The organism is Nonomuraea sp. bgisy101 (assembly GCF_057708945.1).
On the sequence record NZ_JBYITD010000034.1, the window covers coordinates 73,448 to 99,862 of the forward strand.

24 protein-coding genes are annotated in these 26,415 nt (G+C 70.2%); 20 read left to right on the forward strand and 4 right to left on the reverse strand.

All coding sequences use genetic code 11. From position 1 onward, the window contains the following. Positions 1-75 precede the first annotated feature (75 nt). Genes AC3EO4_RS44050 through aspS form a run of 3 tightly spaced genes read left to right on the forward strand, consistent with a single transcriptional unit; the run spans position 76 to position 3,751 of the window. Complete coding sequence (locus AC3EO4_RS44050) at positions 76-756, forward strand: MBL fold metallo-hydrolase (RefSeq protein WP_379571619.1); 681 nt, start codon at positions 76-78, stop codon at positions 754-756. Further along, entirely contained in the window at positions 756-2,015 is a 1,260-nt protein-coding gene (gene hisS / locus AC3EO4_RS44055) for a histidine--tRNA ligase (RefSeq protein WP_431901707.1), read from the forward strand. The genes AC3EO4_RS44050 and hisS overlap by 1 nt, the downstream gene beginning before the upstream one ends. After that, positions 2,012-3,751 carry an aspartate--tRNA ligase gene (aspS, locus tag AC3EO4_RS44060; protein ID WP_379571615.1) on the forward strand — a complete coding sequence of 580 codons (1,740 nt, stop codon included), beginning with the start codon at positions 2,012-2,014 and terminating at the stop codon, positions 3,749-3,751. The genes hisS and aspS overlap by 4 nt, the downstream gene beginning before the upstream one ends. Positions 3,752-3,800: 49 nt before the next feature. On the opposite strand, the gene AC3EO4_RS44065 is transcribed toward aspS, so the two are convergent. From AC3EO4_RS44065 to AC3EO4_RS44075, 3 genes are read right to left on the reverse strand one after another with little or no spacing between them, the layout of a single operon-like run. After that, positions 3,801-4,994 carry a cytochrome P450 family protein gene (locus AC3EO4_RS44065; RefSeq protein ID WP_379571613.1) on the reverse strand — a complete coding sequence of 398 codons (1,194 nt, stop codon included), beginning with the start codon at positions 4,992-4,994 and terminating at the stop codon, positions 3,801-3,803. Between the two features lie 10 nt (positions 4,995-5,004). Continuing rightward, entirely contained in the window at positions 5,005-6,198 is a 1,194-nt protein-coding gene (locus AC3EO4_RS44070; protein ID WP_431901712.1) for a cytochrome P450 family protein, read from the reverse strand. A 60-nt stretch (positions 6,199-6,258) separates the two neighbouring features. Continuing rightward, positions 6,259-7,155, reverse strand: a complete 897-nt coding sequence (locus AC3EO4_RS44075) for a peptidylprolyl isomerase (RefSeq protein WP_379571609.1) — start codon at positions 7,153-7,155, stop codon at positions 6,259-6,261. A 189-nt stretch (positions 7,156-7,344) separates the two neighbouring features. Between AC3EO4_RS44075 and AC3EO4_RS44080 the strand changes: the two genes are divergently transcribed. The 17 genes from AC3EO4_RS44080 to AC3EO4_RS44160 all read left to right on the forward strand — a co-directional run bounded on the left by AC3EO4_RS44080 (position 7,345) and on the right by AC3EO4_RS44160 (position 25,702). After that, entirely contained in the window at positions 7,345-7,809 is a 465-nt protein-coding gene (locus AC3EO4_RS44080) for a hypothetical protein (RefSeq protein WP_431901714.1), read from the forward strand. Positions 7,810-7,878: 69 nt separating this feature from the next. Continuing rightward, a complete protein-coding gene (locus AC3EO4_RS44085) occupies positions 7,879-9,123 on the forward strand; it encodes a replication-associated recombination protein A (RefSeq protein ID WP_379572095.1) in 1,245 nt (414 codons plus the stop codon). Continuing rightward, the gene (locus AC3EO4_RS44090; protein ID WP_379571605.1) at positions 9,120-9,512 is read left to right on the forward strand and encodes a VOC family protein; all 393 of its coding nucleotides are present in this window, start codon (positions 9,120-9,122) and stop codon (positions 9,510-9,512) included. The genes AC3EO4_RS44085 and AC3EO4_RS44090 overlap by 4 nt, the downstream gene beginning before the upstream one ends. Before the next feature lie 96 nt (positions 9,513-9,608). Next, a complete protein-coding gene (locus tag AC3EO4_RS44095) occupies positions 9,609-9,983 on the forward strand; it encodes a DUF948 domain-containing protein (RefSeq protein WP_379571603.1) in 375 nt (124 codons plus the stop codon). After that, positions 9,980-10,210, forward strand: coding sequence for a hypothetical protein (locus AC3EO4_RS44100; RefSeq protein WP_431901716.1), 231 nt, complete (start codon positions 9,980-9,982; stop codon positions 10,208-10,210). The genes AC3EO4_RS44095 and AC3EO4_RS44100 overlap by 4 nt, the downstream gene beginning before the upstream one ends. Before the next feature lie 20 nt (positions 10,211-10,230). Then, the gene (gene alaS, locus AC3EO4_RS44105) at positions 10,231-12,903 is read left to right on the forward strand and encodes an alanine--tRNA ligase (RefSeq protein ID WP_379571599.1); all 2,673 of its coding nucleotides are present in this window, start codon (positions 10,231-10,233) and stop codon (positions 12,901-12,903) included. Position 12,904: 1 nt separating this feature from the next. Beyond that, on the forward strand, positions 12,905-13,387 hold the full coding sequence (ruvX, locus tag AC3EO4_RS44110) for a Holliday junction resolvase RuvX (protein WP_379571597.1): 483 nt from the start codon (positions 12,905-12,907) through the stop codon (positions 13,385-13,387). Further along, positions 13,384-14,670, forward strand: a complete 1,287-nt coding sequence (gene mltG, locus AC3EO4_RS44115) for an endolytic transglycosylase MltG (protein WP_379571595.1) — start codon at positions 13,384-13,386, stop codon at positions 14,668-14,670. Before ruvX ends, mltG (AC3EO4_RS44115) begins: the two co-directional genes overlap by 4 nt. A gap of 229 nt (positions 14,671-14,899) precedes the next feature. Next, positions 14,900-16,042 carry an endolytic transglycosylase MltG gene (mltG, locus tag AC3EO4_RS44120; protein WP_379571593.1) on the forward strand — a complete coding sequence of 381 codons (1,143 nt, stop codon included), beginning with the start codon at positions 14,900-14,902 and terminating at the stop codon, positions 16,040-16,042. A 187-nt stretch (positions 16,043-16,229) separates the two neighbouring features. Then, positions 16,230-17,057, forward strand: a complete 828-nt coding sequence (locus tag AC3EO4_RS44125; RefSeq protein WP_431901720.1) for a shikimate dehydrogenase — start codon at positions 16,230-16,232, stop codon at positions 17,055-17,057. A gap of 331 nt (positions 17,058-17,388) precedes the next feature. Continuing rightward, the gene (gene infC / locus AC3EO4_RS44130; RefSeq protein WP_431901756.1) at positions 17,389-17,958 is read left to right on the forward strand and encodes a translation initiation factor IF-3; all 570 of its coding nucleotides are present in this window, start codon (positions 17,389-17,391) and stop codon (positions 17,956-17,958) included. Positions 17,959-18,078: 120 nt separating this feature from the next. Continuing rightward, a complete protein-coding gene (rpmI, locus tag AC3EO4_RS44135; protein WP_379571589.1) occupies positions 18,079-18,273 on the forward strand; it encodes a 50S ribosomal protein L35 in 195 nt (64 codons plus the stop codon). Positions 18,274-18,297: 24 nt separating this feature from the next. Beyond that, positions 18,298-18,681, forward strand: a complete 384-nt coding sequence (gene rplT, locus AC3EO4_RS44140) for a 50S ribosomal protein L20 (RefSeq protein WP_379571587.1) — start codon at positions 18,298-18,300, stop codon at positions 18,679-18,681. 570 nt (positions 18,682-19,251) lie between these two features. Then, positions 19,252-20,055 (forward strand): TrmH family RNA methyltransferase, encoded by an 804-nt coding sequence (locus AC3EO4_RS44145; RefSeq protein ID WP_379571585.1) that lies wholly within the window; start codon positions 19,252-19,254, stop codon positions 20,053-20,055. Between the two features lie 764 nt (positions 20,056-20,819). Then, positions 20,820-21,902, forward strand: coding sequence for a sensor histidine kinase (locus AC3EO4_RS44150; RefSeq protein ID WP_379571583.1), 1,083 nt, complete (start codon positions 20,820-20,822; stop codon positions 21,900-21,902). Between the two features lie 147 nt (positions 21,903-22,049). Then, on the forward strand, positions 22,050-23,147 hold the full coding sequence (pheS, locus tag AC3EO4_RS44155; RefSeq protein ID WP_379571581.1) for a phenylalanine--tRNA ligase subunit alpha: 1,098 nt from the start codon (positions 22,050-22,052) through the stop codon (positions 23,145-23,147). Then, positions 23,147-25,702, forward strand: coding sequence for a phenylalanine--tRNA ligase subunit beta (locus AC3EO4_RS44160; RefSeq protein WP_431901724.1), 2,556 nt, complete (start codon positions 23,147-23,149; stop codon positions 25,700-25,702). The genes pheS and AC3EO4_RS44160 overlap by 1 nt, the downstream gene beginning before the upstream one ends. 77 nt (positions 25,703-25,779) lie before the next feature. Here AC3EO4_RS44160 and AC3EO4_RS44165 read toward each other — a convergent pair whose 3' ends face one another. Further along, complete coding sequence (locus tag AC3EO4_RS44165; RefSeq protein ID WP_431901726.1) at positions 25,780-26,385, reverse strand: Uma2 family endonuclease; 606 nt, start codon at positions 26,383-26,385, stop codon at positions 25,780-25,782. Positions 26,386-26,415: the final 30 nt, after the last annotated feature.

A 26,415-nucleotide genomic window follows, 5' to 3' on the forward strand; every position in this document is an offset into this window, starting at 1 on the left:
GCAGCCCGGCGGCCAGCACCGGTACGCTTCGGTTACATTCTCATCCGCTTTCTTGACGAGACTCAGCCGAGGCAGATGCTCATCGCAGGCTTCCCCGCAGGGGCGTTCCAGACCAATTGCTACCTCGTGGCGCCGGCCGCCGGCGAGGAGTGCGTCATCGTCGATCCCGGCCAGGACGCGGTCGACGGCGTCGACGACCTGCTGCGCGAGCACCGGCTGAAGCCCGTCGCGGTCCTTCTCACCCACGGTCACCTCGACCACGTCTGGTCGGTCGCCCCCGTGTGCGGCGCGCGCGACGTCCCCGCGTGGATCCACCCCGAGGACCGCCACCTGCTGAGCGACCCCGCTGCCGGCTGGTCGCCGACCTCGAGCCAGCTGTTCGGGGGCATCACGCTGAGCGAGCCCGACGACGTGCGCGAGCTGTCCGACGGCGCGGTCATGGAGCTCGCCGGGATGGAGTTCGTGGTCGACCACACCCCCGGCCATACCAGGGGGTCGGTGAGTTTCAGGTTGCCGCCCGAGGAGATCATGTTCTCGGGAGACCTGCTGTTCGCCGGCTCCATCGGCCGCTCCGACCTGCCGGGCGGCGACTACCCGACGATCCTGCGCAGCCTGGCCGCCAAGTGCCTGCCGCTGCCGGACGAGACGGTCGTCCTGCCGGGCCATGGACCGCAGACCACGATCGGCCGCGAGCGCGCTTCCAACCCTTATCTCAAGGAAGCTGCGCCGCACGCCGGTCCCACACGAGGGATCTGATGACTTTCCAAGCACCCAAGGGCACCTTCGACTGGCTGCCGCCCCGCTCCGAGCGGGTCCTCGCCGTGCGCGAGACACTCGTCTCCCCCGTCCGGCAGGCGGGCTACGGCTACATCGAGACGCCCGTCTTCGAGGACACCGAGCTGTTCAAACGCGGCGTCGGCGAGTCCACCGACGTCGTGTCCAAGGAGATGTACACCTTCCCCGACAAGGCGGGCAGGTCGCTGACCCTGCGCCCCGAGGGCACCGCCCCCGTCGTGCGCGCCGTCCTGCAGCACAACCTGCACACGGGCCAGCTGCCGGTCAAGCTGTGGTACTCCGGCAGCCAGTTCCGCTACGAGCGCGCGCAGAAGGGCCGCTACCGCCACTTCTGGCAGGTCGGGGCCGAGGCGCTCGGCGCCGAGGACCCGGCACTCGACGCCGAACTGATCGTGCTGGCCTGGCGCGGGTTCCGCGACCTCGGCCTGCGCGAGGTGACGCTGCTGCTCAACTCCCTCGGCGACAAGACGTGCCGGCCCGTCTACCGGGCCGCGCTGCAGGACTTCCTGCGCGTGCTCGACCTCGACGAGGAGACCAGGGCCAGAATCGAGATCAACCCGTTGCGGGTCCTCGACGACAAGCGCCCCGAGGTGCAGGAGCAGCTCAAGGGCGCGCCCCTGGTGATCGATCACCTGTGCGAGTCGTGCAAGGCCTACCACGAGGAGGTCCGCGGCCTGCTGACCGCCTGCGAGGTGCCCTTCACCGACGACCCGCGCCTGGTGCGCGGCCTCGACTACTACACCCGCACCACCTTCGAGTTCGTCCACGGCGGGCTCGGGTCGCAGTCGGCCGTCGGCGGCGGCGGGCGCTACGACGGGCTCAGCGAGATGCTCGGCGGCCCTTCGCTGCCCAGCGTCGGCTGGGCGCTCGGCGTCGACCGCACGCTGCTGGCGATGGAGGCCGAGGGTCTGCTCGGCGACACCGCCGACAGCCGCGTCCAGGTGTACGGTGTCCCGCTGGGTGACGAGGCGCGCCGCAGGATGTTCCTGCTCGTCGAGGAGCTGCGCAGGGCCGGGCTCGCGGCCGACATGGCCTTCGGGGGCAAGGGGCTGAAGGGCGCGATGAAGGGCGCCGACCGTTCGGGCGCCCGGTTCGCGCTGATCCTCGGCGATCGTGACCTGGCGGCGCAAGCCGTGCAAGTGAAGGACCTGACCACCGCTGAGCAGACCGAGGTGCCGCTGGCCCAGGTCGCTGACGTCTTGAAGGGAAAGCTGCAGTGATTCGCACGCACAAGGCCGGGGAGCTCCGCAAGGAGCACGCCGGGCAGCAGGTGACGCTGGCGGGCTGGGTGGCCCGTCGCCGTGACCACGGCGGGGTGGTCTTCATCGACCTGCGCGACGCCTCCGGCTCCTCGCAGGTGGTCTTCCGCGAGGAGGACGACGCCCACGGCCTGCGCAACGAGTACTGCGTGAAGGTGATCGGCGAGGTCAGGGTCCGTCCCGAGGGCAACGCCAACCCCGACCTGCCCACCGGCGAGATCGAGGTCGTCGCCACCACGGTCGAGGTACTGAGCGAGGCCGCGCCGCTGCCCTTCCCCATCGAGGGCAGCACGGGGGTGTCGGAGGAGGCGCGCCTGCGCTACCGCTATCTCGACATCCGCCGCCAGCAGGTCGCCCACGCCATGCGGGTCCGCTCCAAGGCGACCTACCTGGCCAACGAGGTCATGAACGAGCACGGCTTCGTCTACGTCGAGACGCCGACGCTGACCCGCTCGACGCCCGAGGGCGCCCGCGACTTCCTGGTGCCGGTACGGCTGCAGCCGGGCAAGTGGTACGCGCTTCCCCAGTCGCCCCAGCTGTTCAAGCAGCTGCTGCAGGTGGGCGGACTGGAGCGCTACTACCAGCTGGCCAAGTGCTACCGCGACGAGGACCTGCGCGCCGACAGGCAGCCCGAGTTCACCCAGATCGACGTCGAGATGTCCTTCGTGGACCAGGAGGACGTCATCGGGATCGGCGAGGCGCTGATCGGGAGGGTCTGGAAGGAGATCCTCGGCTACGAGATCCCCACGCCGCTGCCGCGCATGACCTACGCCGACGCGATGGCCCGCTTCGGCTCCGACAAGCCTGACCTGCGCTTCGGCCAGGAGCTCGTCGACATGACGGAGTACTTCGCGAACACCACCTTCCGCGTCTTCCAGGCCCACTACGTCGGCGCCGTCGTCATGCCCGGCGGGGCCTCCCAGACCCGCAAGGAGCTGGACGGCTGGCAGGAGTGGGCCAAGTCCCGCGGCGCCCGCGGCCTGGCCTATGTGCTGGTGCAGGAGGACGGCACGCTCGGCGGCCCCGTCGCCAAGAACCTGTCGCCGTCCGAGGCCGGGGGGCTGGCGGACAAGGTGGGCGCCGAGCCGGGTGACGCGATCTTCTTCGCCGCCGGCCCCCGCAACACCTCGCGCGACCTGCTCGGCGCGGCCAGGCTCGAGATCGGCCGCCGCTGCGGCCTGATCGACGAGTCGCAGTGGTCGTTCCTGTGGGTGGTCGACGCCCCCATGTTCGAGGAGGACGGCGAGGGCGGCTGGACCGCGGTCCACCACCCGTTCACCGGGCCGAAGCCCGAGTGGGCCGACAACTTCCAGGACCACCCGGGCGAGGCGCTGGCCTACGCCTACGACATGGTCTGCAACGGCATGGAGATCGGCGGCGGCTCGATCCGTATCCACCGCGCCGAGATGCAGCAGCGCGTGTTCGACGTGCTCGGCATCTCCAAGCAGGAGGCCGAGTCGAAGTTCGGCTTCCTGCTGGAGGCGTTCAAGTACGGCCCGCCCCCGCACGGCGGCATCGCCTACGGCTGGGACAGGATCTGCATGCTGCTGTCGGGCGGTGAGTCGATCCGCGACGTGATCGCCTTCCCGAAGACCGCCTCGGGCTTCGACCCGCTCACGAGCGCGCCGACGCCGATCACCGACGAGCAGCGCAAGGAGGCCGGCGTCGACGCCAAGCCGAAGGACGAGGAGGCCTAGTCCGGCGGGTCGATGAGCCGGTACGCCTGCCGTACCGGCTCATCGCCGTTCAGAAGCGGACGGGAAGCCGGGACAGACCGCGGACGACCGAGCCGGTCAGCCGCCAGCTCAGCTCCTCCTCCGTGCACCCGAGCTCAAGGCCCGGCAGCCGGTCGAGCAGGGTGCCGATGGCGATCTGGCCTTCCATACGGGCCAGCGGGGCGCCGAGGCAGAAGTGGATGCCGTGCCCGAAGGCCATGTGCCTGTTGTCGGAGCGGGTGATGTCGAGCGTGTCAGGGTCGGCGTGGACCGACGGATCCCTGCCGACCGCGCCGATCGAGATGTGGACCATGGAGCCCCGTGGGATGCGGGTGCCCGCGATCTCCAGGTCCTCGGCGGCGAAGCGCGGGGTGGAGCGCTCGACGGGGCCGTCGTAGCGAAGGAACTCCTCGACCGCGTTCGGCAGCAGCTCGGGCTTGGCGCGCAGCAGGTCGAGCTGGTCGCGGTTGCGCAGCAGCGCGAGCACGCCGTTGCCGATGAGGTTGACGGTCGTCTCGTGGCCCGCGATGAGCAGCAGGCTGAGCGTGGAGATGAGCTCCTTCTCCGTCAGCTCGTCCATGGCGACCAGCGCGCTGATCAGGTCCTCGCGTGGCTCGGCCCTGCGCTCCTTGCTCAGCTCGCGGAAGTAGGCGGTCGTCGCCCGGGCAGCCGCCCTGCGCCTTTCCACCTCCTCAGGCTCGAAGGTGGGGTTGACCAGCAGGGCCGACCACTCGCGGAACAGGTCGCGGTCGTCGGCGGGCACGCCGAGCAACTCGCAGATCACGATGATCGGCAGCGGGAAGGCGAACTCGTCGAGCAGTTCGGCCGTGCCGCCGTCGAAGGAGGAGATCAGCTCGTCGGTGATCTGCTGGACGCGGGGACGCAGCTCCTCCACCCTGCGCGGGGTGAAGGCCTTGGAGACGATCCTGCGCAGCCGCGTGTGGTCGGGCGGGTCGACCGACAGCATGTTGGAGTCGAAGAGGATGTCGTCCTCGGTGGCGATCGCCCTGAAGTAGTCGCCGAACCGCTGCATGTCCTTGGACAGGCGGGGGTCGTTCAGCGCGGCCCTGCCGTGCTCGTGATCGATGATCAGGTACGCCTCGAAGCCGGGCGGGAAGTCGATCGGGAAGACCGGTCCCTGACCTCGCAACGGGGTGTAGACGGCGTAGGGGTTCCTGCTGAACTCGGGCGTGAACAGGAACTCGAATGGAAGTTTGTCCGGCACGCCGACCACCCTAGATCGTTACCGGGAGGGCGGACAGGGAACGCAGGATGGAGCCGCTGAAGCGCCAGCTGAGCTCCTTCTCCTCGCAGCCGAGCGCGATGTTCGGCAACCGGCCGAGCAGCGAGCCGAAGGCGATCTGGCCCTCCATCCGCGCCAGCGGGGCGCCGAGGCAGAAGTGGATGCCGTGCCCGAAGGCGACGTGGCGGTTGTCGGAGCGCTCGATGTCCAGCGTGTCGGCCCGCTCGAACGCCCTGGGGTCGCGGCCGGCCGCGCCGATCGAGACGTGCACGAAGCTGCCCTTCGGGATGTGCGTCCCGGCGATCTCGAGGTCCTCCAGCGCCGTGCGGAAGGTGCCGCGCTCCACGGGCGCGTCGTAGCGTAGGAACTCCTCGACCGCGTTCGGCAGCAGCTCGGGCTTGGCGCGCAGCAGGTCGAGCTGGTCGCGGTTGCGCAGCAGGGCCAGCATGCCGTTGCCGATGAGGTTGACGGTCGTCTCGTGCCCGGCGATCAGCAGCAGGGCGAGCGTCGAGAGCAGCTCCTGCTCGCTCAGCTCCGTGCTGGTGACCAGCGCGCCGACCAGGTCGTCGGTGGGGGTGGCGCGCCGCTCGGCGATCAGCCCGGTGAAGTAGGCGCGCAGTGCCGTACCGGCCTCGTCGCGCTGCGCGGCCAGCTCCTCTGTGACGGCCGGGTTGACCAGCGCGCCCGACCACCGGCGGAAGTCGGCTCTGTCGGCGTCGGGGATGCCCAGCAGCTCGCAGATCACGATGATCGGCAGAGGGAAGGCGAAGGCGTCGATGAGCTCGATCCTGTCGCCGCTGAACGCGTCGATCAGCTCGTCGGTGATCTGCTGGACGCGCGGGCGGAGCTCCTCGATCCTGCGCGGGGTGAACGCCTTCTGCACCAGGCGCCGCAGCCGCGTGTGGTCGGGCGGGTCGGCCATCAGCATGTTGTCGGCCAGCACGGGGTTCTGCTGCGAGATCGCGTCGCGGAACCACTCAGGCCCGTTCGCGAGGTTCTTGGACAGGCGCGGATCGTTCAACGCGGGCCTGGCGTACTCGTAGTCGACGACCACGAACGAGGTGGCGCCGGGCGGGAAGTCGATCGGGTGGACTGGCCCCTTCGCCCGGAGTCCGGCGTAGACCGCGTAGGGGTCGGCGCTGAACTCCGGGGAGAAGAAGAACTCGAACGGCAGTGTGTCGGTCACTGCTCCAGCGTGCCCCCGTCCTCGCCGGGCCGGGCGGCGGCGCCGCTGTGACCTGGATCACTAGGAGACGCGGACGTCCTTGATGACGAGCGGGTTCTTCAGCGCGGTGGTGCCGCCGTCGCCGGTGACGTCGTTGGGGTTGACGATGAGGTCCTTGCCGTCCTTGGCCAGGCCCAGCATCATGTCCATGCCCTTGCTGACCACGCCGAGCACGCCGTACTCGCCCTGGATCTGGGTGTTGTCGTTGGACAGCGAGATGGCGAACTGGCTGCCGTTCTGCCCCGCCGCGCCGCTCGGCTGCGTCACGAAGACCACGCCCTGGGTGTACGGCATGCCGATGTTCTCGTCGCCGTAGGTGAAGCCGGACGAGCCCTGGCCGTCGGTGGGGTTGACGCCGTCGGCCTTGGCCAGCGGGTCGCCGCACTGCAGCAGGTGCAGGCCTGACACGTCGGGGGTGACGAGGCGCTGGCACTTGGTGTTGTCGAAGAAGTTCTTCTTCGCCAGGAAGGCCATCGCGTTGACCGTGCACGGCGCCTGCTCGGTCATCAGGTCGATGACGATCTCGCCGCGATTGGTGTTGATCGTCATCTGCTTGAGCTTCTTGTTCGGCTTCTTGCCCGGCAGGCCGACGAACTTGGTCGGGATGGCCGGGTCGTTCTGCTTCGTGTAGGTGCACGAGACGGGGCCCGCCGAGGCCGAGGGCGCGGCCGACGGCACCGCCGGCACCGAGGTGCTGGCCTTGGGGGAGGCGGAGGGCGCGTCCTCGGCCACGGGCTTGGCGTCGCTCGTGCCGAGCATCGTGGTCGCCGCGACGATGCCGCCCGCCACGAGTGCCACCGCCACTCCCGCGCCGATGAAGGTGTTCCGCTTGGCCTTCGCGGCCTGCTCGGCCGCACGCTGCGCCTGCCGCTCCTTGTGCTCCCGCGCCAGCTGGCTCTGGCGGTCTTCGCCGCTCACCGGTATTTCCTCCACGTTTGCCGACACATGACCAAACTGCTCCGCGCATGCTATCGGGCTTGGGAATGTGCTGGACGTAAGGAGCTGGAGCGACAGATGGGGTGTATGTCCTGAGAAGTAGATGAGAAACCGGTCTCGGTGAACCGCGGCGTGGTGGGATCCGTAGTCATATGAGAACGGAGTCGTAAAATGTTCAACGAGATCCTCGGTCTGCCCGCTCACCCGCTGATCATCCACTTCGCAGTGGTGCTGACCCCGCTGCTGGCCGGCGTCTCAGCCGCCCACGCCCTCGTGCCCCGCATCAGGCCGCACCTCGGATGGGCGGTGGTGCTGCTCGCCGTCGCCGCGCCCGCCGCGGTCTTCGCTGCCCGCCAGAGCGGCGGCGCGCTGAAGGAGGCGCGCTTCTCCCAGGTGGAGGGGGAACTGGGCCAGCGCATCGCCGAGCACCAGAGCTTCGCCCTGCCCCTGCTGCTGACCACCGCCTCCCTCGGCGTCGCCTCCCTGCTGTCGGTCTACCTGGCGCGCACCAAGACGAACGTGCCCGCGTGGGTCTCGACGGCGGTGACGGCGGTGACGGTGGTGCTGGCCGTGGCGGCGGGCTACTACGTGTTCCGAGCAGGGGATTCGGGCGCCAGGGCAGTGTGGGGCCTGTAGGCTCGTTTTGTGGAGAGTCTGTTCGATTCGGCCGCTGAGGAGGCCACCCCACAGCCCCTTGCGGTGCGGATGCGCCCCCGCACGCTCGACGAGGTGCTCGGCCAGCGCCACCTGCTGGGCCAGGGCACGCCGCTGCGCAGGCTCGTGGAGAGCGAGGCGCCCATGTCGCTGTTCCTGTGGGGGCCTCCCGGCACCGGCAAGACCACGCTCGCCTACGTCGTCGCGGGAGTCACCAAGCGGCGCTTCGTCGAGATCTCCGCGGTGTCGGCGGGCGTGAAGGACGTCAGGGCGGCCATCGACAACGCCCGTCGCGAACTCGGCATGACGGGACGGCAGACCGTGCTGTTCGTCGACGAGGTCCACCGCTTCAACAAGGCCCAGCAGGACGCCCTGCTGCCCGCCGTGGAGAACAGGTGGGTCACCTTCATCGGCGCCACCACCGAGAACCCCTTCTTCTCCGTGATCTCGCCGCTGCTGTCGCGCTCCCTGCTGCTCACCCTCGAGTCGCTGTCCGACGACGACATCCGCGCCGTCCTCGAGCGGGCCGTCACCGACGAGCGCGGCCTCGCGGGCCGCAACACCCTCGCCCCCGAGGCGCTCGAGCACCTGGTACGCCTGGCGGGCGGCGACGCGCGCCGCTCGCTGACCTACCTCGAGGCCGCGGCCCTGCTGGCAGGCGACATCACGGTCGAGGTCGTGGAAAAGGCGGTCGACAAGGCGGCCGTCCGCTACGACCGCCAGGGCGACCAGCACTACGACGTCATCAGCGCCTTCATCAAGTCGATGCGCGGCTCCGACGCCGACGCCGCGCTCCACTACCTCGCCCGCATGATCGAGGCGGGCGAGGACCCAAGATTCATCGCCCGCAGGATCGTCATCTTCGCCTCCGAGGACGTCGGCATGGCCGACAACACCTGCCTGCAGACCGCGGTCGCCGCCGCCCAGGCCGTCCAGCTCATCGGGCTGCCCGAGGCGGGCATCAACCTGGCCCACGCCGTCATCCACTGCGCGCTGGCGCCCAAGTCCAACGCCGTGGTCAAGGCCATCGGCGCCGCCGGCGAGGACGTGCGGCGCGGCCTGATCGGCCAGGTGCCCGGCCACCTGCGCGACGCCCACTACCCGGGCGCCGCCAAGCTCGGCCACGGCAAGGGCTACAAGTACCCGCACGACTTCGAGCACGGCCTGGTCCGTCAGGACTACGCGCCCGAGGAGGTCCGTGAGCGCCGCTACTACGAGCCGACCAGGCACGGAGCCGAGGCAGGCGTCGCCGAGCGCTGGGGGAGGATCCGCGACTTCCTGAGGGGATCGTCGTGACCCTGCACCACGTCGAGCTGTGGGTCGAGTCGCTGGACGCGGTGCTGCCCGGTTTCACCTGGCTGTTCGCCCGGCTCGGCTACGAGCCCTTCCAGGAATGGGAAGGCGGCAGGTCGTGGCGGCACGGGGCGACCTACGTCGTCGTGGAGGAGTCCCCCGCGCGGGTGCGCGAGCCGTACGACAGGATGCGGCCAGGCCTCAACCACCTGGCCTTCCACGCCGACGACGTCGACGCGATCGCGGCGGAGGCCGGAGCGCACGGCTGGCGGCTGATGTTCGCCGACCGGCACCCGCACGCGGGCGGACCCGCCCACTACGCCGCCTACCTGGAGAACGAGCAGGGCTTCGAGGTCGAGCTGGTCGCCACCTCCTGGTCGCCGCCGGGATGAGACGATCGCGCGACATGCCGCAGGCAGGCCGTCGCGTTGTATCAGGCACGATAGGGTCTTCTCCATTCCACGACGCCAACGGGGACGGATCCGCTGATGCTGACCGCAGGAGAACTGGCCGGGCTGATCGTCGCCATGGCCTGGGCGATCCTCGTCTGCTTTCTGGCCATGGTGCTCGTCAAGCTCGCCCGCCTGCTCAGGGAGACCACCAAGCTGGTCGCCGACCTCAACGAGCGGGTCGTCCCGCTGCTGGAGGACATGAGCATGACGGTCAACGAGGCCAACAGGCAGCTCGTCGCCGTCGAGGCCATCACCAGGGACGTCAAGCAGGTCAGCGGGCACGCCGCCAAGCTCAGCGCCGTCACGCAGACCATCTTCACCGGCCCGCTCATCAGGGTCTCCGCGCTCAGCCACGGCGTGCGCAGGGCCATCGAGGCGCGCAAGCACCCGCGCAGCAGGCGGCGGCGATGATCAGGCGGCTGTTCTACATGGCGCTCGGCGCGTTCGGGGCCGCCTGGGTGATGCGCAAGCTGCAGGCGCTCAAACCCGACCACGTGGCTCGCCGCGCCGCCGACGGCGCCAGCGGGCTGCTGCTGCAAGTGAGAGACTTTACCTCCGACGCGCTCGGCGAGGCCGCCGACCGCGAAATCGAGTTGCGATCCCGCTTCGGGCTCGACAACCCTGACACAACCCACTAATGCAAAGGATGGCCGCTGATATGGAGTCGGCAGAGATCGCCCGCCGCTTCCTGCGCTTCTTCGAGGAGCGTGGGCACAAGGTCGTGCCCTCGGCCAGCCTGATCGCTGAGGACCCGACGCTGCTCCTGGTGCCTGCGGGCATGGTGCCCTTCAAGCCGTACTTCCTGGGGCAGCGCAAGCCTCCGGCGGTCCGGCTGGCCAGCGCGCAGAAGTGCGTGCGCACGCCCGACATCGACGAGGTGGGCAAGACCACCAGGCACGCGACGTTCTTCCAGATGCTCGGCAACTTCTCCTTCGGCGATTACTTCAAGGAACTGGCGATCCCCTACGCCTGGGAGCTGCTGACCAAGCCTGAGTCGGAGGGCGGCTTCGGCTTCCCCGAGGACAGGCTCTGGGCGACCGTCTACCTCGACGACGACGAGGCCTTCGACATCTGGCACAACAAGGTCGGCGTCCCCGCCGACCGCATCCAGCGCCGCGGCCTGGAGGACAACTACTGGAGCATGGGCGTGCCGGGCCCCGGCGGGCCCTGCTCGGAGATCTACTACGACCGCGGGCCCGAGTACGGACGCGAGGGCGGGCCCATCGCCGACGAGAACCGCTACCTCGAGGTCTGGAACAACGTCTTCATGCAGGACCAGCTCAGCGTGGTCCGCAGCAAGACCGACTTCGACATCGCGGGCGAGCTCCCCGCCAAGAACATCGACACCGGCATGGGCCTCGAGCGCATGGCGGCGATCCTGCAGGGCGTCGACAACATCTACGAGATCGACACCACCTACAAGATCCTCGACAAGGCCGCCGAGCTCACCAGGGCGCGCTACGGCCGCGACCCGCGCGCCGACGTCAGCCTGCGCGTGGTCGCCGACCACGTCCGCACCGGCACCATGCTGGTCGCCGACGGCGTCGCGCCGAGCAACGAGGGCCGCGGCTACGTGCTGCGCCGCATCCTGCGCCGCTCCATCCGCAACCTGCGCCTGCTCGGCTCGGGCGAGGAGCGCTACATGCACGAGCTGACCTCGGTCGCCATCGACGTCATGGGCGAGCAGTACCCCGAGCTGAAGAACGACGCGCCGCAGATCCACGCGGTCATCGACGCCGAGGAGGCCTCCTTCCTCGGCACGCTGCGCACCGGCACCGCCATCTTCGACGTCGCCGTCGAGGAGACCAAGCGCAAGGCCGGCAGCACGCTCTCCGGCGACCAGGCCTTCCAGCTCCACGACACCTACGGCTTCCCCATCGACCTCACGCTGGAGATGGCGGCCGAGCAGGGTCTGAAGGTCGACGAAGAGGGCTTCCGCCGCCTGATGAAGGAGCAGCGCGAGCGCGCCAAGGCCGACGCGGCGGCCAAGAAGACCGGCAACGCCGACATCTCCGTCTTCGGCCAGCTGCTGGAGAAGGCCGGCACGGTCGACTTCCTCGGCTACGACCTGACCACCGCGGAGTCCAGCGTCGTCGGCATCCTCGTCGACGGCGCCTCGGTGCCGGCGGCGGGCGCGGGCACGAGCGTCGAGGTCGTGCTGGGCCGTACCCCCTTCTACGCCGAGGGCGGCGGCCAGCTCGCCGACCAGGGTGTGCTGCGCACCTCGGGCGCGCACGTCGACGTGCTCGACGTCCAGTCGCCGATCAAGGGCCTGGTCGTCCACAGGGGCAAGATCCGTTCGGGCGAGCTGCGGGTGGGCGACGAGGTGCAGGCCGAGGTCGACGTCGAGCGCCGCAAGGCGATCTCGCGCAGCCACAGCGCCACCCACCTCGTGCACCGCGGCTTCAAGAACGCCCTGGGCGAGTCGGCCGCGCAGGCGGGCTCGGAGAACTCTCCCGGCCGCTTCCGCTTCGACTTCACCGCCGCCGGGGCGGTCGCGCCCAGCATGCTGCGCGACGTCGAGGACGAGGTCAACGCGGTCCTCATCAACGACCTCAAGGTCAACGCCTTCTACACCTCCCAGGCCGAGGCCAGGGCGATGGGCGCGCTGGCCATGTTCGGCGAGAAGTACGGCGACGAGGTCCGCGTCGTGGAGATCGGCGACTACTCCCGCGAGCTGTGCGGCGGCACCCACGTCCACAGCTCCGGCCAGCTCGGCCTGGTCAAGGTGCTGGGCGAGCAGTCGGTGGGCGCGGGCGTGCGCCGCGTCGAGGCGCTGGTCGGCATCGACGCCTTCCGCTTCCTGGCCCGCGAGTCGCTGCTGGTCGCCCAGGTGACCGAGCAGCTCAAGGTGCGCCGCGAGGAGCTGCCCGAGCGCATCGAGGGCATCGTCTCCCGGCTGCGCACGGCGGAGAAGGACCTGGAGAAGCTGCGCTCGGCCCAGGTGCTCCAGATCGCGGGCGACCTGGCCGCACAAGCCCGTGACCTGCACGGAGTATCCATCGTGACGCACCGCGCGCCTGATGGAACCGGGCCCGATGATCTGCGTAAGCTCGCGCTTGACGTGCGCGGCAGGTTCCCTGGCGACCGTCCGGCGGTCGTCGTGCTCGCCGGCGTTCCGTCTGACCGGCCTGTGGTGGTTGCCGCGGTCAACGAGGCGGGGCGCGAGCGGGGGCTCAAGGCCGGAATTCTGGTCGGCGTCGCCGCCAAGGCGCTTGGGGGTGGCGGTGGCGGCAAGGACGATGTCGCTCAGGGCGGGGGCACCCGTCCTGAGTCGATCGACGAGGCATTGCGCGTGGTCGACGAGACCATCGCGGGTCAGCTCGCCTGACATGCGGTTCGGCGCGCGACTCGGCGTCGACGTCGGGTCAGTACGCATCGGAGTGGCCCGCAGCGACCCCTCGGGGATGCTGGCCACTCCGGTGGAGACCGTCAGACGCGGTGCGGGCGACCTCGACCGCATCGCGGTCCTGGCCGACGAGCACGCGGCGATCGAGGTGATCGTCGGGCTGCCCACGTCGCTGTCGGGACGTGAGGGCCAGGCCGCGGCGTTGGCGCGCTCCTTCGCCGCCGACCTCGCCGTACGGCTGGCGCCCGTGCCCGTCCGGCTGTTCGACGAGCGCCTGACCACGGTCGCCGCCCAGCAGGGGCTGCGCGCCAGCGGCGTCAAGGCCAAGAAGCAGCGTTCCGTCGTCGACCAGGCGGCAGCCGTCGTGCTGTTGCAGGACGCTCTCGACGCGGAAAGAGCCACGGACAGACCACCAGGCAGACCCGTCGATCCGCCCACAGGGGCGGACGACGGGGCTGCCCGGTGAGCGGGCCGGACGACGAGGGACCCGGCTCGAGGCCGGGCTACTCCCTGGACGACACCGCTCCGCTGCCGGTCGCCGAGCTGCCTTCCGCGCGAGGGCCCGACGACGACGGTGACTCGCTGGCCGAGGTCATCCCCTTCGCCAGGCCCGCCGACGGCGAGGACGAGACCGGTGACGACGGTCCTGACATGCCCGCCGCGGGCAGGGTCATCCCGCTCGCGGACCCGGTGGACGAGCTCGTCTTCCGGGGCAGGGACAGGGCCGTGCGCAAGGCCGGAGTGCTGGCGGGCGGCGCGGCCGCCTCGGTGCTGGCTCTCGGCGCCGCGGGCTTCGTCGTGCTCAAGCCGTACGTCATGCCCGACGACTTCGAGGGGGCCGGGGCGGGCACGGTCACCGTCCGGATCGACCCGGGCGCCAGCGCGGGTGACATCGGCGCGCTCCTGGCCGACGCGGGCGTGGTGGCGAGCGCCAGGTCGTTCGCCAACATCGCAGAGGAACGTTCCAAAGCGGCCAGCCTGTATCCCGGTTCCTACGTGATGCGCAAGCGGATGGCCGCGGGCGCGGCGCTCGACCTGCTGCTGACTCCTGGCTCGCGGGTGGTCAAGCGCGTCACGCTGCCCGACGGCATGCGGCTGGCCGAGGCGCTGCCGCACCTGGCCAGGCAGTCGGGCATCCCGCTCAAGGACTTCCAGACCGCCAGGGTGCCGACCCTCGGCCTGCCGGGCTACGCGCGCGGTCTCGAAGGCTTCCTGTACCCGGCGACCTACGAGGTCGAGCCCGGCACCACGGCGAGCGACCTGCTGCGGCAGATGGTCACCCGCTTCAAGCAGGAGGCCACCGGCATCGCCCTGGAGTCGCGCGCGGCGCGGGTCAAGCTCACGCCCCTGGAGGCCGTCACCGTTGCCAGCCTGGTCCAGGCCGAGGGCGGCAGGGACGGCGACTATCCGAAGATCGCTAGAGTGATCTACAACCGGCTCAGGGGCGGCACCCCGCTCCAGCTCGACGCCACCATCACGTACGCGCTCAACCGGCGGACGCTGAAGGTGTCGCACGCGGACACCATGGTGCGCTCCCGGTACAACACCTACCGGCACAAGGGACTGCCTCCTGGGCCGATCGCCAACCCGGGGGAGAAGGCGCTGCTGGCGGCGCTCAACCCGGCCAAGGGAGACTGGAACTGGTTTGTCACAACGAACCCGGCGCATAGAATCACGAAATTCACCGACAAAGAGAGTGAGTTCGTGAGATACCGGGAAGAGCTGAACGACTACCTCGGGACACATTGATGCTCATCGGGACCCTCTTAGTCCCGCCGAGGCCAAGGGCCAGGGTGGGGGCGTTCGCGCATCCCGCATCCCCTAGCATTGCTACCCATAGTGATAACCGCTGGTCACCGGCTAAAGGCCGGCGGATCCCCTCGTTCGGCTCGGTAACCCCCACCGGTTTGGCACACCCCCTTGACGCCAGGCCGCTCGTACCGGGAGATTGGCCACCGCATCTATGAACGATCTCGATATGGACTTTCTGCTAGGCGCCGAGGACGACGAAGGTCGGGCCAGGGGCCGCTCCCGCGGTTCCGGCAAGAACGGGCGTGGCCGCCGCAGGCGCAGGCGCCGCAACCGCGGCGGATTCCTCGCCCCGCTACTCGCCGTGATCGTCCTCGTGGGCATCCTCGGCGGTGGCGGCTACTACGGCTACCTGTGGCTCAGCGACGCGCTGGTGCCCGACGACTTCAAGGGACCTGGCACCACCGAAGTGGTGATCCAGGTCAAGGAGGGCCAGAACGCCACCGACGTCGCCAAGACCCTGCAGGCCCAGGGCGTGGTGGCCAGCGAGCGGGCCTTCACCAACGCCATCGCCGCCGCGGGCAAGAGTTCGGAGCTGCGGCCCGGCCAGTTCACCCTGAAGAAGGGCATGTCCGCCGCCGCCGCCGTCGAGGCGCTCGTGTCGGGCAAGAAGCTGCAGAACACCATCCTGATCAAGGAAGGCGTACGGCTCAGCGAGGTCTTCGACATCCTGGCCAAACAGACCAAGAAGCCGAGGAAGGCGTTCGTCGAGGCGGCCAAGGACAAGGAGGCCATCGGCCTGCCGTCCTATGCCAGAGGCCTGGAGGGTTACGCCTTCCCCGCGACCTACGAGTTCGAGCCCAACGCCAGCCCCACCCAGATGCTCACCCAGATGGTCGACCGCTACACGCAGGCGGCGGGAGCGACCAACCTGGAGCAATCGGCCAAGCAGCTCGGCTACACGCCGGCGCAGATCATGACGGTCGCCAGCATCGTTCAGGCCGAGGCCGGCAACCACGAGGACATGCCGAAGATCGCCGAGGTGATCTACAACAGGCTCGCGCTCAAGCCGCCGATGAAGCTCCAGATGGACAGCACGGTCATGTACGCGCTCGGCAAGTACGGCATCTCCGCCTCGCACGCCGAGCTGGAGACCAAGTCGCCGTACAACACGTACAAGCACCAGGGGCTGCCACCCGGACCGATCAGCAACCCCGGCGAGCACGCGATCGAGGCGGCGCTCAACCCGAGCGACGAGGGCTACAGGTTCTTCGTGACGACCGATCCCAAGAACAGGGTCACGAAGTTCACCGCCAGCGAGGACGAGTTCTGGAAGCTCAAGCAGGAGTTCGAGCGCAACGGCGGCGGGTGAGCTCAGGGGCGGTGTCACGCGGCGTGCCACCGCCTCCTGCGGCCTTCCGTCGGGGCGGCCGGCCACGCGCGCTCGGTGACGCGTATCCCTGGACGGAGCCCGGCCACGTGCCAGGGGTGGTGCCCGGGCGGCCGGCCGTACGGGAAGATGGTGTCCTGGAGAGCATGGCGCGGCGGAAGGAGCAGGTGTGCGGACCACGGGACGGGCGGCGGTGCTGGGCTCACCGATCACGCACTCGCTCTCACCCTTCCTGCACAGGGCGGCCTACGCCGCCATGGGGCTGACCGGGTGGACCTACGAGGCGCGCGAGTGCGACGAGGCAGGGCTTCCCGCCATGCTCGACGCCGCCGGCTGGGCAGGGCTGTCGCTGACCATGCCGCTCAAGCGCGCCGTGCTCCCGCTGCTCGACACCGTCTCCGACCTGGCCGTCGCGGTCGGGGGGGCCAACACGGTGGTCTTCCGCGACGGCGCCAGGCATGGCGACAACACCGACGTGTACGGGATCCGGCAGGCGCTGGCCGAGGCGGGCATCCCCCCGCCCGGCTCGGCGCTGGTCCTCGGCGGCGGGGCCACCGCCGCCTCCGCGCTAGCCGCGCTGCGCGAGCTCGGCACCGGCTCGGCCACGCTCGTCGTGCGTGATCCCGCCAGGGCCGGGGAGACGGCCGAGGTGGCCGAGCGGCTCGGGGTGGCGCTGGCGGTCGAGACGTTCGACAAGCTCGACGCTCTGCTCGAGGTCGACCTGGTGGTCTCCACGCTTCCGGGCGGCGCCGCCGACATGTTCGCCGGGCAGGTGGCGCGGGTGCCCGCGCTGTTCGACGTCGTCTACGCCCCCTGGCCGACGCGGCTGGCCGACGCGGTCGAGGCCGAGGGCGGGAAGGTGGTCGGCGGGTTCCCCATGCTGCTCCACCAGGCGGTGCGGCAGGTGGAGCTGATGACGGGGTGCGCGGACGTGCCGGTGGAGGCGATGCGCGCGGCCGGCGAGGCCGAGATCCTCAGGCGCGCCACCCTGCGCTGAGCCCGCCAGGTGGAGTCCGGGAAAAGTCACGGGCGACGGGATGATTCGAAGAACTCCCGTGGTTGTGGTAACGTAGCTCCCTGATCGGTCCGGCATGCCTGCTGGACGCGCAAGCGGAGGTCTCCCTCCCACCTGAGTCGCCACGAGGCGTCCAGGTCCAGGATCACGCCGGACTTACTCCGGGGAGCTTACGGCCGCTGAGCCGGTGAGCTCAGTGGCCCCGCATGCGCGACGTGCGGGGCATTTTCGCGTTTATGCGCGTGCGGATGCCCGGCACGATCGAGCGCGTAGGGATCGCAACCTAGGAGGCCCCATCAGCACTGAGCCCCGCATCAACGAGCGCATCCGTGTGCCCGAGGTTCGCCTCGTCGGCCCGAACGGTGAGCAGGTCGGCATCGTCTCCATCCACGACGCCCTGAAGCTCGCCCAGGAGGCCGACCTCGATCTCGTCGAGGTCGCGGCCACGGCTCGTCCGCCCGTGTGCAAGCTCATGGACTACGGCAAGTTCAAGTACGAGTCCGCGATGAAGGCGCGCGAGGCGCGCAAGAATCAGGCGCACACGATCATCAAGGAGATCAAGCTCCGGCCGAAGATCGACCCGCACGACTACGAGACCAAGAAGGGTCACGTGGTGCGGTTCCTCAAGGCGGGAGACAAGGTCAAAGTCACGATCATGTTCCGCGGGCGTGAGCAGTCGCGTCCCGAGCTGGGCTTCAGGCTCCTGCAGAGGCTGGCCGAGGACGTCACGGAGCTCGGCTTCGTCGAGTCCCAGCCCAAGCAGGACGGCCGTAACATGATCATGGTGATCGGTCCGCACAAGAAGAAGGCCGAGGCCAAGGCCGAAAAGGCAGCGGCCAAGGCACAGCGTGGCGGCGAGGAGCCTTCCGCACCGGAAGAGTGACCCGCAGTTCGGGTTAGCCTTACAGGCAACCCAGCCAGCGCCAGAGGAACACAGCCGCAACCGGGCCGGCCCGCACCGGCCCGGGATGTTGGCACGGACGAATTGAGGAGAGACGGCGAGATGCCGAAGATGAAGACGCACAGCGGTGCGAAGAAGCGGTTCCGGCTTACCGGCACCGGCAAGCTCAAGCGCCGTCGCGCCAGCCGCGCGCACTACAACGAGTGGAAGTCGTCCACGCTGACGCGCCGTCTCAAGAATGAAGTCGTCGTTTCCGACGCTGACTCCAAGAAGATCAAGAAGCTGCTCGCTAAGTAGCGCAAGTCCCCGGGGAGATAGAACATGGCACGCGTGAAGCGGGCGCTCAACGCCAAGAAGAAGCGCAGGGTCGTCCTCGAGCGGGCGAGCGGTTACCGTGGCCAGCGGTCCAGGCTGTACCGCAAGGCCAAGGAGCAGATGCTCCACTCGATGACCTACGCCTACCGTGACCGCAAGGACCGCAAGGGCGCCTTCCGCCGCCTGTGGATCCAGCGGATCAACGCGGCGGCCCGTCAGAACGGCATCACCTACAACCGTCTGATCCAGGGTCTGCGTCTGGCCAACATCGAGGTCGACCGCAAGATCCTCGCCGACATGGCGGTCAACGACAGCCAGACCTTCGCGACGCTGGTCGAGGCCGCGAAGAAGGCTCTGCCGGCGAACGTGAACGCTCCGGCTGCGGGCTGATCGTTCCACACGGTCTTCACGGGCCCACCGCCCCGTCGGTGGGCCCGTTTCGTTTGCCCGGACGGACTCGCGCTCGCGGCGGCCCACGGGTCTCACGGCGGCCGACAGGCCCCGCGGACCTGTACGCGTGACGTCCGCACCCGGTACCGGGCCGCCGCGCGTCCCCTTGAGGACCCTGAGCCCTCGGCCACAGGGGCGCTCGCCTGGAGGGCTCCCCATGAGCGCCGGGCAGTCGGGCCCGCGGGAAGCGGTGGCGGTTCCACGCGCGCCCTGTCGGGCCGGAGGCGGCGGCTCCTCACGAGCGCCGCGTGAGCGGGTCGCGGGAACGGCTGTCAGCCGGGAGACCGAAACCACCCGTGGCGGGAGGGGACGCGTCCCGCGGGGGCGATGGTTCTCCAGGCATGTGCCGCCGGCCTGCCGGAGGAATGCCCGCCGCCAGGGTGTCCCCGGTGAAGTGCGTGATCGTCGCCAGCGGCCCCTCCGGTCGCTTCACATGGTCGGGGGCGGGCGGCAAGGGCTGGACAATGGCTGGTGCGGGGCACGAGCGTTCGACGAGTGGGGGACTGGAGCATGGCGGGATCCGAACTGACCAACGTGAAGTCGCCGCGCGTGAAAGCCGCGCGCAGGCTCACCAAGCGCGCCTTCAGGGACCAGGACCGCAAGTTCCTCGCCGAAGGACCCCAGGCCGTGCGGGAGGCGCTCAGGCTGGACGACGTCGTCGTCGAGCTGTTCACCACCGCCGAGGCCGAGCTACGCCACGGCGACCTCATCAGCGAGGCCCTGCTCAAGGGCGTCCCGGTCCAGCGGGCCAGCGGCGAGGTGATGGCCGAACTGGCCCAGACGGTGACACCTCAGGGCCTGGTGGCGATCTGCCGGTTCGTGCACACCCCGCTGGAGGAGGCCGTCACCTCGCGGGCGCGGCTGGTGGCGATGCTCGCGCACGTGCGTGACCCGGGAAACGCGGGCACCGTGATGCGTACGGCCGACGCGGCGGGCGCCGACTCCGTGGTGTTCACCGACGCCTCGGTCGACCCCTACAACGGCAAGTGCGTCAGGGCGAGCGCGGGCAGCCTGTTCCACCTGCCCGTGGTGATCGGCTCGCCGGTCGCCCAGGCCGTTCAGCGGCTGAAGGACAGCGGGCTGCGGGTGCTGGCTGCCGACGGGGCGGGCAAGCACACGCTGGACGACGTCGACCTGTCGGGCCCGACGGCATGGGTGTTCGGCAACGAGGCGTGGGGGCTGCCGGAGGAGATCCTGGCGCTCACCGACGACGTGGTGCGGGTGCCGATCTACGGGCAGGCCGAGAGCCTCAACCTGGCGACGGCGGCCGCGGTGTGCCTGTACGCCTCGGCCAGGGCCCAGCGCAACGCCTGACCCCGCACGGCCGACCCGCGGGGCATGATCGCCCGGCAGACGGGCGGGTGGGTGACACGCGCCCACCCGGCGGACCGGCGGGTGACACGCGACCGCCCGGCGGACGGGCGGGTGACACGCGCCCACCAGGCGGACCGACGGGACGCGCGACCGCCAGGCAGGACGGCCTCGCGCGCGGACGGCCGCCCGGCGGGACCGGTCGCGCTCGCCGGGTGAGGTTCGCTCCCGACGGGTGGGGGTGCCTGCCTCGTCATCTCGGCCCGCCGGCGAACTTGTTCGCCGCCTCGCTGGACAGCTGGGCGCCCACCCATCGGGCGGGCGATGGTCCTACACGACGTGTCGTCTCCTGAACGGGTGGGGGCTCGCGTATCGGGCGGGTGGTGGCCGTGCGCGATGTGCCGTTTCCTCGAACGAGTGGAGGGCCGCGCATCGGGCGCGGCGGTGGCTGTACACGACGTGCCATCTAGTCGAACAGGTGGGGGCCTGCATGTCGGGTGCGGCGGTGGCCGTACGCGATGTGCTGTCTTCTTGCGGGAGTGAGTAGCCGCGCCTCTGGTGGGCACGGGACGGTCGTGACCGTCCACGATGAATGGTGTGTCTGGGGTTGCCGTGCACGGTGGGTGGCGGCTCGGCGGTGGTCGTGCACGGTGGGTGGCGAACGGCGGAAAACCGGTGCCGTACAGGGGTTCGCGGCATGTGCGCGGGTGCCCTCGGGCGTGCGAAACCCGCTATTGTCGCCCTTGTAGGTCGAGGAGGCGGGGTTCGTGCAGGGCGAAGATACCGGTTGGCGAGCGGCCGATCCGGCGTGCACGGTGCCGATCGACGACCTTCCCGACGGCCTCATCGTGACCGACCGCTTCGGCGTGGTCCTCGCCGTCAACAGGGCCGCGGCCAGGCTCACCGGCGTCAGCCGTGAGCGCGCGGTCGGCGGTGACCTCAACGAGGTGTTCCCGTTCCGCGACCACGACGGCCGCGAGTGGTGGAAGTGCCTCGACCCCGACGGCGGCCTGCGCACCAGGACCAGGGTGCCCGAGCGGCCGCTGCACCTGCCCGGCGGGCAGGAGCTGCACGTGTCGGCCAGGCTGGTGCGCGAGCCCGAGCGCGGCGGCGACGTCACGCGCGTCACGATCACGCTGAGGGACGGCGGCGCGAGGGCCAGGCTGGAACGCAGCCGAGCCGACCTGGTCTCCACCGTCGCCCACGAGCTGCGTTCCCCGCTCACCAGCGTCAAGGGGTTCACCGCGACGCTGCTGGCCAAGTGGTCGCGCTTCACCGAAGAGCAGAAGCTCGTGATGCTGGAGACGGTCAACAACGACGCCGACAGGGTCACCAGGCTGATCACCGAGCTGCTCGACGTCTCCAGGATCGAGTCGGGGCGGCTGGAGATCCACCGGGCCGTCGTCGACATCCCCGCCCGAGCCCGCAAGATCATCGCAGGCAGGGTGGCCGCGGGGGAGCCGGAGAGCCGCTTCAGGCTGTCGGTCGCCGACGAGCTGCCCGAGATGTGGCTCGACGGCGACAAGATCGACCAGATTCTCGGTAACCTGGTGGAGAACGCGGTGCGCCACGGTAGGGGCACCGTCACGATCGACATCGAATCCGTCGGCTGGGGAGTTGCCGTGTCCGTGCGAGACCAGGGCGAGGGCGTCGCGCCCGAGCTGGCTCCGCGCGTGTTCAGGCAGTTCTGGCGAGGCAACAGCCGCAGGCGCGGCGGCACGGGTCTTGGCCTGTTCATCGTGAAGGGCCTGGTCGAGGCCCACGGCGGCACGATCACCGTGCAGCGGGCGCCCGAGGGCGGGGCTGAGTTCCGATTTACCATGCCCGCCGGGACCCCCGACTTCGCCTGACGTACGGCGAGCAAGGACCCCGACGGGCTTTCCACAGGCGCGGCGCGCGGCCTCCCGTTTTCCACAGGCAGGTGTCGCCGCGCACGACCCTTCCTGCCGATCCGACTAGACTCGGGTCCGCTCAAGCCCTGGATACGGAGCTCTCTCTTGTCTGACTACGACCCCGTCGAGGTCACCCCTCTGCACGCCGACGAGTTGGCGCGCACGGAGGCCGACGCCGTCGCCGCGATCAAGGCGGCGGGCGACCTCGACGAACTCAAGCAGGTGCGCCTCGCGCACGCCGGAGACCGCTCGCCGATCGCGCTGGCCAACCGCGAGATCGGCGCCCTGCCGCCCGCGGCCCGCGCCGAGGCGGGCAAGCGCATCGGCGGCGCCCGCAAGGCGATCAACGAGGCCCTCGCCGCGCGCCAGGCCGAGCTGGAGGCCGAGCGCGACGCCCGCGTCCTGGTCGAGGAGACCGTCGACGTCACGCTGCCGTGGGACCGCGCCCCGAGGGGCGCCCGCCACCCGCTCACGACCATGCAGGAGCGCATCGCCGACACCTTCGTCGCGATGGGCTACGAGGTCGCCGAGGGTCCCGAGCTCGAAGGCGAGTGGTTCAACTTCGACGCGCTCAACATCGCGACGGACCACCCCGCCCGCTCCGACCACGACACGTTCTTCGTGGAGTCCACCGACTCGGGCAAGGTGCTGCGCACCCAGACCTCGCCGGTGCAGATCAGGGCGCTGCTGCAGCGGGGCGTGCCGGTGTACGTCGTCTCGCCTGGCAAGGTGTTCCGCACCGACGAGCTCGACGCCACCCACACGCCCGTCTTCCACCAGGTCGAGGGCCTGGCGATCGACGAGGGCCTGACGATGGCCCACCTGAAGGGCACGCTCGACAGGTTCGCCGAGGTCATGTTCGGCGAGGGCATCACGACCAGGTTCAGGCCCAACTACTTCCCCTTCACCGAGCCTTCGGCCGAGATGGACCTGAAGTGCTTCGTGTGCAGGGGCGCCTCGGCCGTCCCGGGCAACCCGCCGTGCCGCACCTGCAAGTCCGAGGGCTGGATCGAGTGGGGCGGCTGCGGCATGGTCAACCCGCGCGTGCTCGTCGCCTGCGGCGTCGACCCGCGCAAGTACTCCGGCTTCGCCTTCGGCATGGGCATCGAGCGGACGCTGATGTTCCGCCACAACGCCGAAGACATGCGTGACATGGTCGAGGGCGACGTCCGCTTCACCCTCCCGTTCGGAATGGAGATCTGATGAAGGTCCCGCTTTCCTGGCTGCGGGAGCACGTCGACCTCCCCGCCGTCACCGCGCACGAGGTGGCGGACAAGCTCACCGCCGCAGGCCTCAAGCTCGAGAGCATCACCTCCCACGGCCACGACGTGAAGAACGTCGTCGTCGGCGAGGTGCTCACCGTCGAGGAGCTGACCGGCTTCAAGAAGCCGATCCGCCACTGCATGGTCGAGGTCGGCGAGGCAGAGCCGCGCCAGATCGTCTGCGGCGCCAGCAACTTCGTGGCCGGCGACCGCGTGCCCGTCGTGCTGCCCGGCGGCGTGCTGCCGGGTGGTTTCGAGGTCGGCGCGCGCAAGACCTACGGGCGGCTGTCCGAGGGCATGATCTGCTCCGAGCGTGAGCTCGGCCTGGGCGACGACCACGACGGCATCATGGTCCTGCCCAAGGACACCCCGATCGGCACCGACGTGGTGGAGCTGCTCGGCCTGCGCGACGACGTGCTCGAGCTGGAGATCACCCCCGACATCGGCTACTCCCTGTCGATCAGGGGCGTGGCGCGCGAGGCCGCCGTCGCCTTCGGCGTGGCCTTCCACGACCCCGCGGCCGTCGAGCTGCCCGCCGACACCGAGGCGTCCTACCCCGCCTCGATCGGCGACCCGACCGCGTGCGACAGGTTCGTGCTGCGCGAGGTGCGCGACTTCGACCCGTCGGCGCCCAGCCCGCTGTGGATGCGGACCAGGCTCACCAGGGCGGGCATGCGACCGGTGTCGCTGGCCGTCGACGTCACCAACTACGTGATGCTGGAGCTCGGCCAGCCGCTGCACGCCTTCGACCGCTCGAAGCTGACCGGCGAGATCGTCGTACGGCGCGCGGCACAGGGCGAGACGCTGGAGACCCTCGACCACGTCGTCCGCAAGCTCGAGACCGACGACATCCTGATCACCGACGGATCGGGCGCGATCTCGATGGCCGGCACCATGGGCGGCCTGCGCACCGAGATCTCCGACGCCTCGACCGACATCGTGATCGAGGCGGCCCACTTCTCCGCCACCGGCACTGCCCGCATGTCCCGCAGGCACAACCTGGTGTCGGAGGCGTCCAAGCGCTTCGAGCGCGGCGTCGACCGCGAGCTGCCGCTGGTCGCCTCGTGGCGGGCGGTGCAGCTGCTGACCTCGCTCGGCGGGGCCACCGAGGTTCCCGGCGTGACGCATGCCCAGACCGAGGTGTCGCGGGTGCGGATCGCGATTCCGACCTCGCACCCCGGCGACGTGGCCGGCGTGCCGTACTCGCGTGAGACGGTCGTCACCCGCCTGGAGCAGGTGGGCTGCGAGGTCGTGGCGGGCGCCGACCCCGCGCCGCAGCGCGGCGGAGTCGACGCCACGGGCGTGGTGTCGGGCGGCGACACCGACGGGCTGCTGGCGGTGACGGGCGACGACATGATCACCGTGACGCCGCCGTCGTGGCGTCCCGACCTCACCGACCCCAACGACCTGGCCGAAGAGGTCATCCGGCTCGAGGGTTACGCCGACCTGCCCTCGATCCTGCCCAAGGCGCCCGCGGGAGCGGGGCTGACCGAGGCGCAGCGCCTGCGCAGGCGGGTCGGCCGCGCGCTGGCCGGCGCGGGCTACGTCGAGGTGCTCGCCTACCCGTTCATCGGCGAGCGCGACCTCGACCACCTTCAGTTGCCGGACGGCGACGAGCGCCGCCGAGCCGTGCGGCTGGCCAACCCGCTGTCGGAGGACGAGCCGCTGCTGCGCACCACTCTGCTGCCTGGCCTGCTCAAGACGCTGGTACGCAACGTGGGCCGCGGCTTCGGCGACGTGGCGCTCTTCGAGACGGGCCTGGTCTACCGGCCCGTCGAGGGCGCGCCCGCCAAGGCGCCCGTGCTCGGCGTCGACCACCGCCCCTCGCCCGAGGAGCTCCAGTCGATCGAGGCAGCGCTGCCCAGGCAGCCGCAGCGGGTCGCCGTCGTCCTGGCGGGCGAGTTCGAGCGCTCCGGCTGGTGGGGCAAGGGCCGCCAGGCCACGTGGGCCGATGCCGTCCAGGCGGCCCGGCTGGTGGCCGGGGAGGCGCGCGTGGACGTCACCGTGGTCGCCGACCAGCACGAGCCGTGGCATCCCGGCAGGTGCGCCGCCCTCTACGTGGGCGATGTGCTCGTCGGCCACGCGGGCGAGCTCCACCCCAGGGTGGTCGAGGCGTACGGCCTGCCGCCGCGCACCAGCGCGATGGAGCTGGAGCTGACCCGCCTGGAGCAGGCCATGCCGGGCCCGGTCGAGACGCCTCCCGTCTCCTCCTACCCGGTCGCCACCCAGGACGTCGCGCTGATCGTCCCCGACTGGACTCCCGTCGCGGACGTCGAGGCGGCGCTGCGTGACGGTGCGGGCGAGCTGCTGGAGGCGGTGCGGCTGTTCGACGTCTACACCGGGGCGCAGGTGGGCGAGGGCAACAAGTCGCTGGCCTACACGCTGCGCTTCCGCGCCGCCGACCGCACGCTGACGGTGGAGGAGACCACCGCCGCCCGCGACGCGGCCGTCGCGATGGCCGCCGACCGCGTCGGCGCCCAGCTGCGCGGGGCGTAGGCCCGGACACGACGAAGGGGCCCGAGGATCACCTCGGGCCCCTTCGTCATGCCCGGCGTCGTGTCGTCGGGCCCCGGTCAGAGCCGGTCGATCTCGGTGAGGTCGATGTCGAGGTCGAACGGCACGGTGAGCTTCAGCCTGTCGTGGTGGATGCCGGTGAGCGCGTAGGCGGCCGTGGCGGGATCGAGCTCGTAGACGTAGACGACGATGCGGTCGGCGTCGTTCTCGACGCGCCAGAAGTGCTTGATGCCCGCTTCCGCGTAGAGCTGTGGCTTGCGTCTGCGGTCGCGCACCGCCGAGTCGGGCGACACGACTTCGGCGACCAGAAGGACGTGCCTGGCCTCGAAGAAGGTGGTGCCCCGCTCGATCGGGGTCTCCGGCCCGAGAACCAGCATGTCAGGCTCCGGCCGCTGGCTGGGGCCCAGTTTGACGCCCATCTCCCTACGCACCCTGTGCCCTGTGGGGACGCTTTCGAGCAGACCCTTCTGAAGGACGTACATGATCGACGTATGGAAGTCGCGCTGTGGGCTCACGAACACCAAGCTTCCGTCAATCAACTCAGTGTGCGCGGGCAATTCCGGAATGTGATCGAGGTCCTCCGCGACGAACCCTTCCGGCGGAGGAAAGACCCAGTCGGGCAGCGAGGGAGGCTTCATCTCCGGGATCACCGCTTCGGCCGTCATACGTCTACGGTAGCAATCTACGCCGCTCCG

Bases quoted from the DNA above. Each gene is read 5' to 3' on its own strand.
- AC3EO4_RS44050 (WP_379571619.1), top strand. From the start codon at position 76: ATGCTCATCGCAGGCTTCCCCGCAGGGGCGTTCCAGACCAATTGCTAC.
- hisS (WP_431901707.1), top strand. From the start codon at position 756: ATGACTTTCCAAGCACCCAAGGGCACCTTCGACTGGCTGCCGCCCCGC.
- AC3EO4_RS44080 (WP_431901714.1), top strand. From the start codon at position 7,345: ATGTTCAACGAGATCCTCGGTCTGCCCGCTCACCCGCTGATCATCCAC.
- AC3EO4_RS44085 (WP_379572095.1), top strand. From the start codon at position 7,879: ATGCGCCCCCGCACGCTCGACGAGGTGCTCGGCCAGCGCCACCTGCTG.
- AC3EO4_RS44095 (WP_379571603.1), top strand. From the start codon at position 9,609: ATGCTGACCGCAGGAGAACTGGCCGGGCTGATCGTCGCCATGGCCTGG.
- AC3EO4_RS44100 (WP_431901716.1), top strand. From the start codon at position 9,980: ATGATCAGGCGGCTGTTCTACATGGCGCTCGGCGCGTTCGGGGCCGCC.
- alaS (WP_379571599.1), top strand. From the start codon at position 10,231: ATGGAGTCGGCAGAGATCGCCCGCCGCTTCCTGCGCTTCTTCGAGGAG.
- ruvX (WP_379571597.1), top strand. From the start codon at position 12,905: ATGCGGTTCGGCGCGCGACTCGGCGTCGACGTCGGGTCAGTACGCATC.
- mltG (WP_379571593.1), top strand. From the start codon at position 14,900: ATGGACTTTCTGCTAGGCGCCGAGGACGACGAAGGTCGGGCCAGGGGC.
- rpmI (WP_379571589.1), top strand. From the start codon at position 18,079: ATGCCGAAGATGAAGACGCACAGCGGTGCGAAGAAGCGGTTCCGGCTT.
- rplT (WP_379571587.1), top strand. From the start codon at position 18,298: ATGGCACGCGTGAAGCGGGCGCTCAACGCCAAGAAGAAGCGCAGGGTC.
- AC3EO4_RS44145 (WP_379571585.1), top strand. From the start codon at position 19,252: ATGGCGGGATCCGAACTGACCAACGTGAAGTCGCCGCGCGTGAAAGCC.
- AC3EO4_RS44160 (WP_431901724.1), top strand. From the start codon at position 23,147: ATGAAGGTCCCGCTTTCCTGGCTGCGGGAGCACGTCGACCTCCCCGCC.
- AC3EO4_RS44165 (WP_431901726.1), bottom strand. From the start codon at position 26,385: ATGACGGCCGAAGCGGTGATCCCGGAGATGAAGCCTCCCTCGCTGCCC.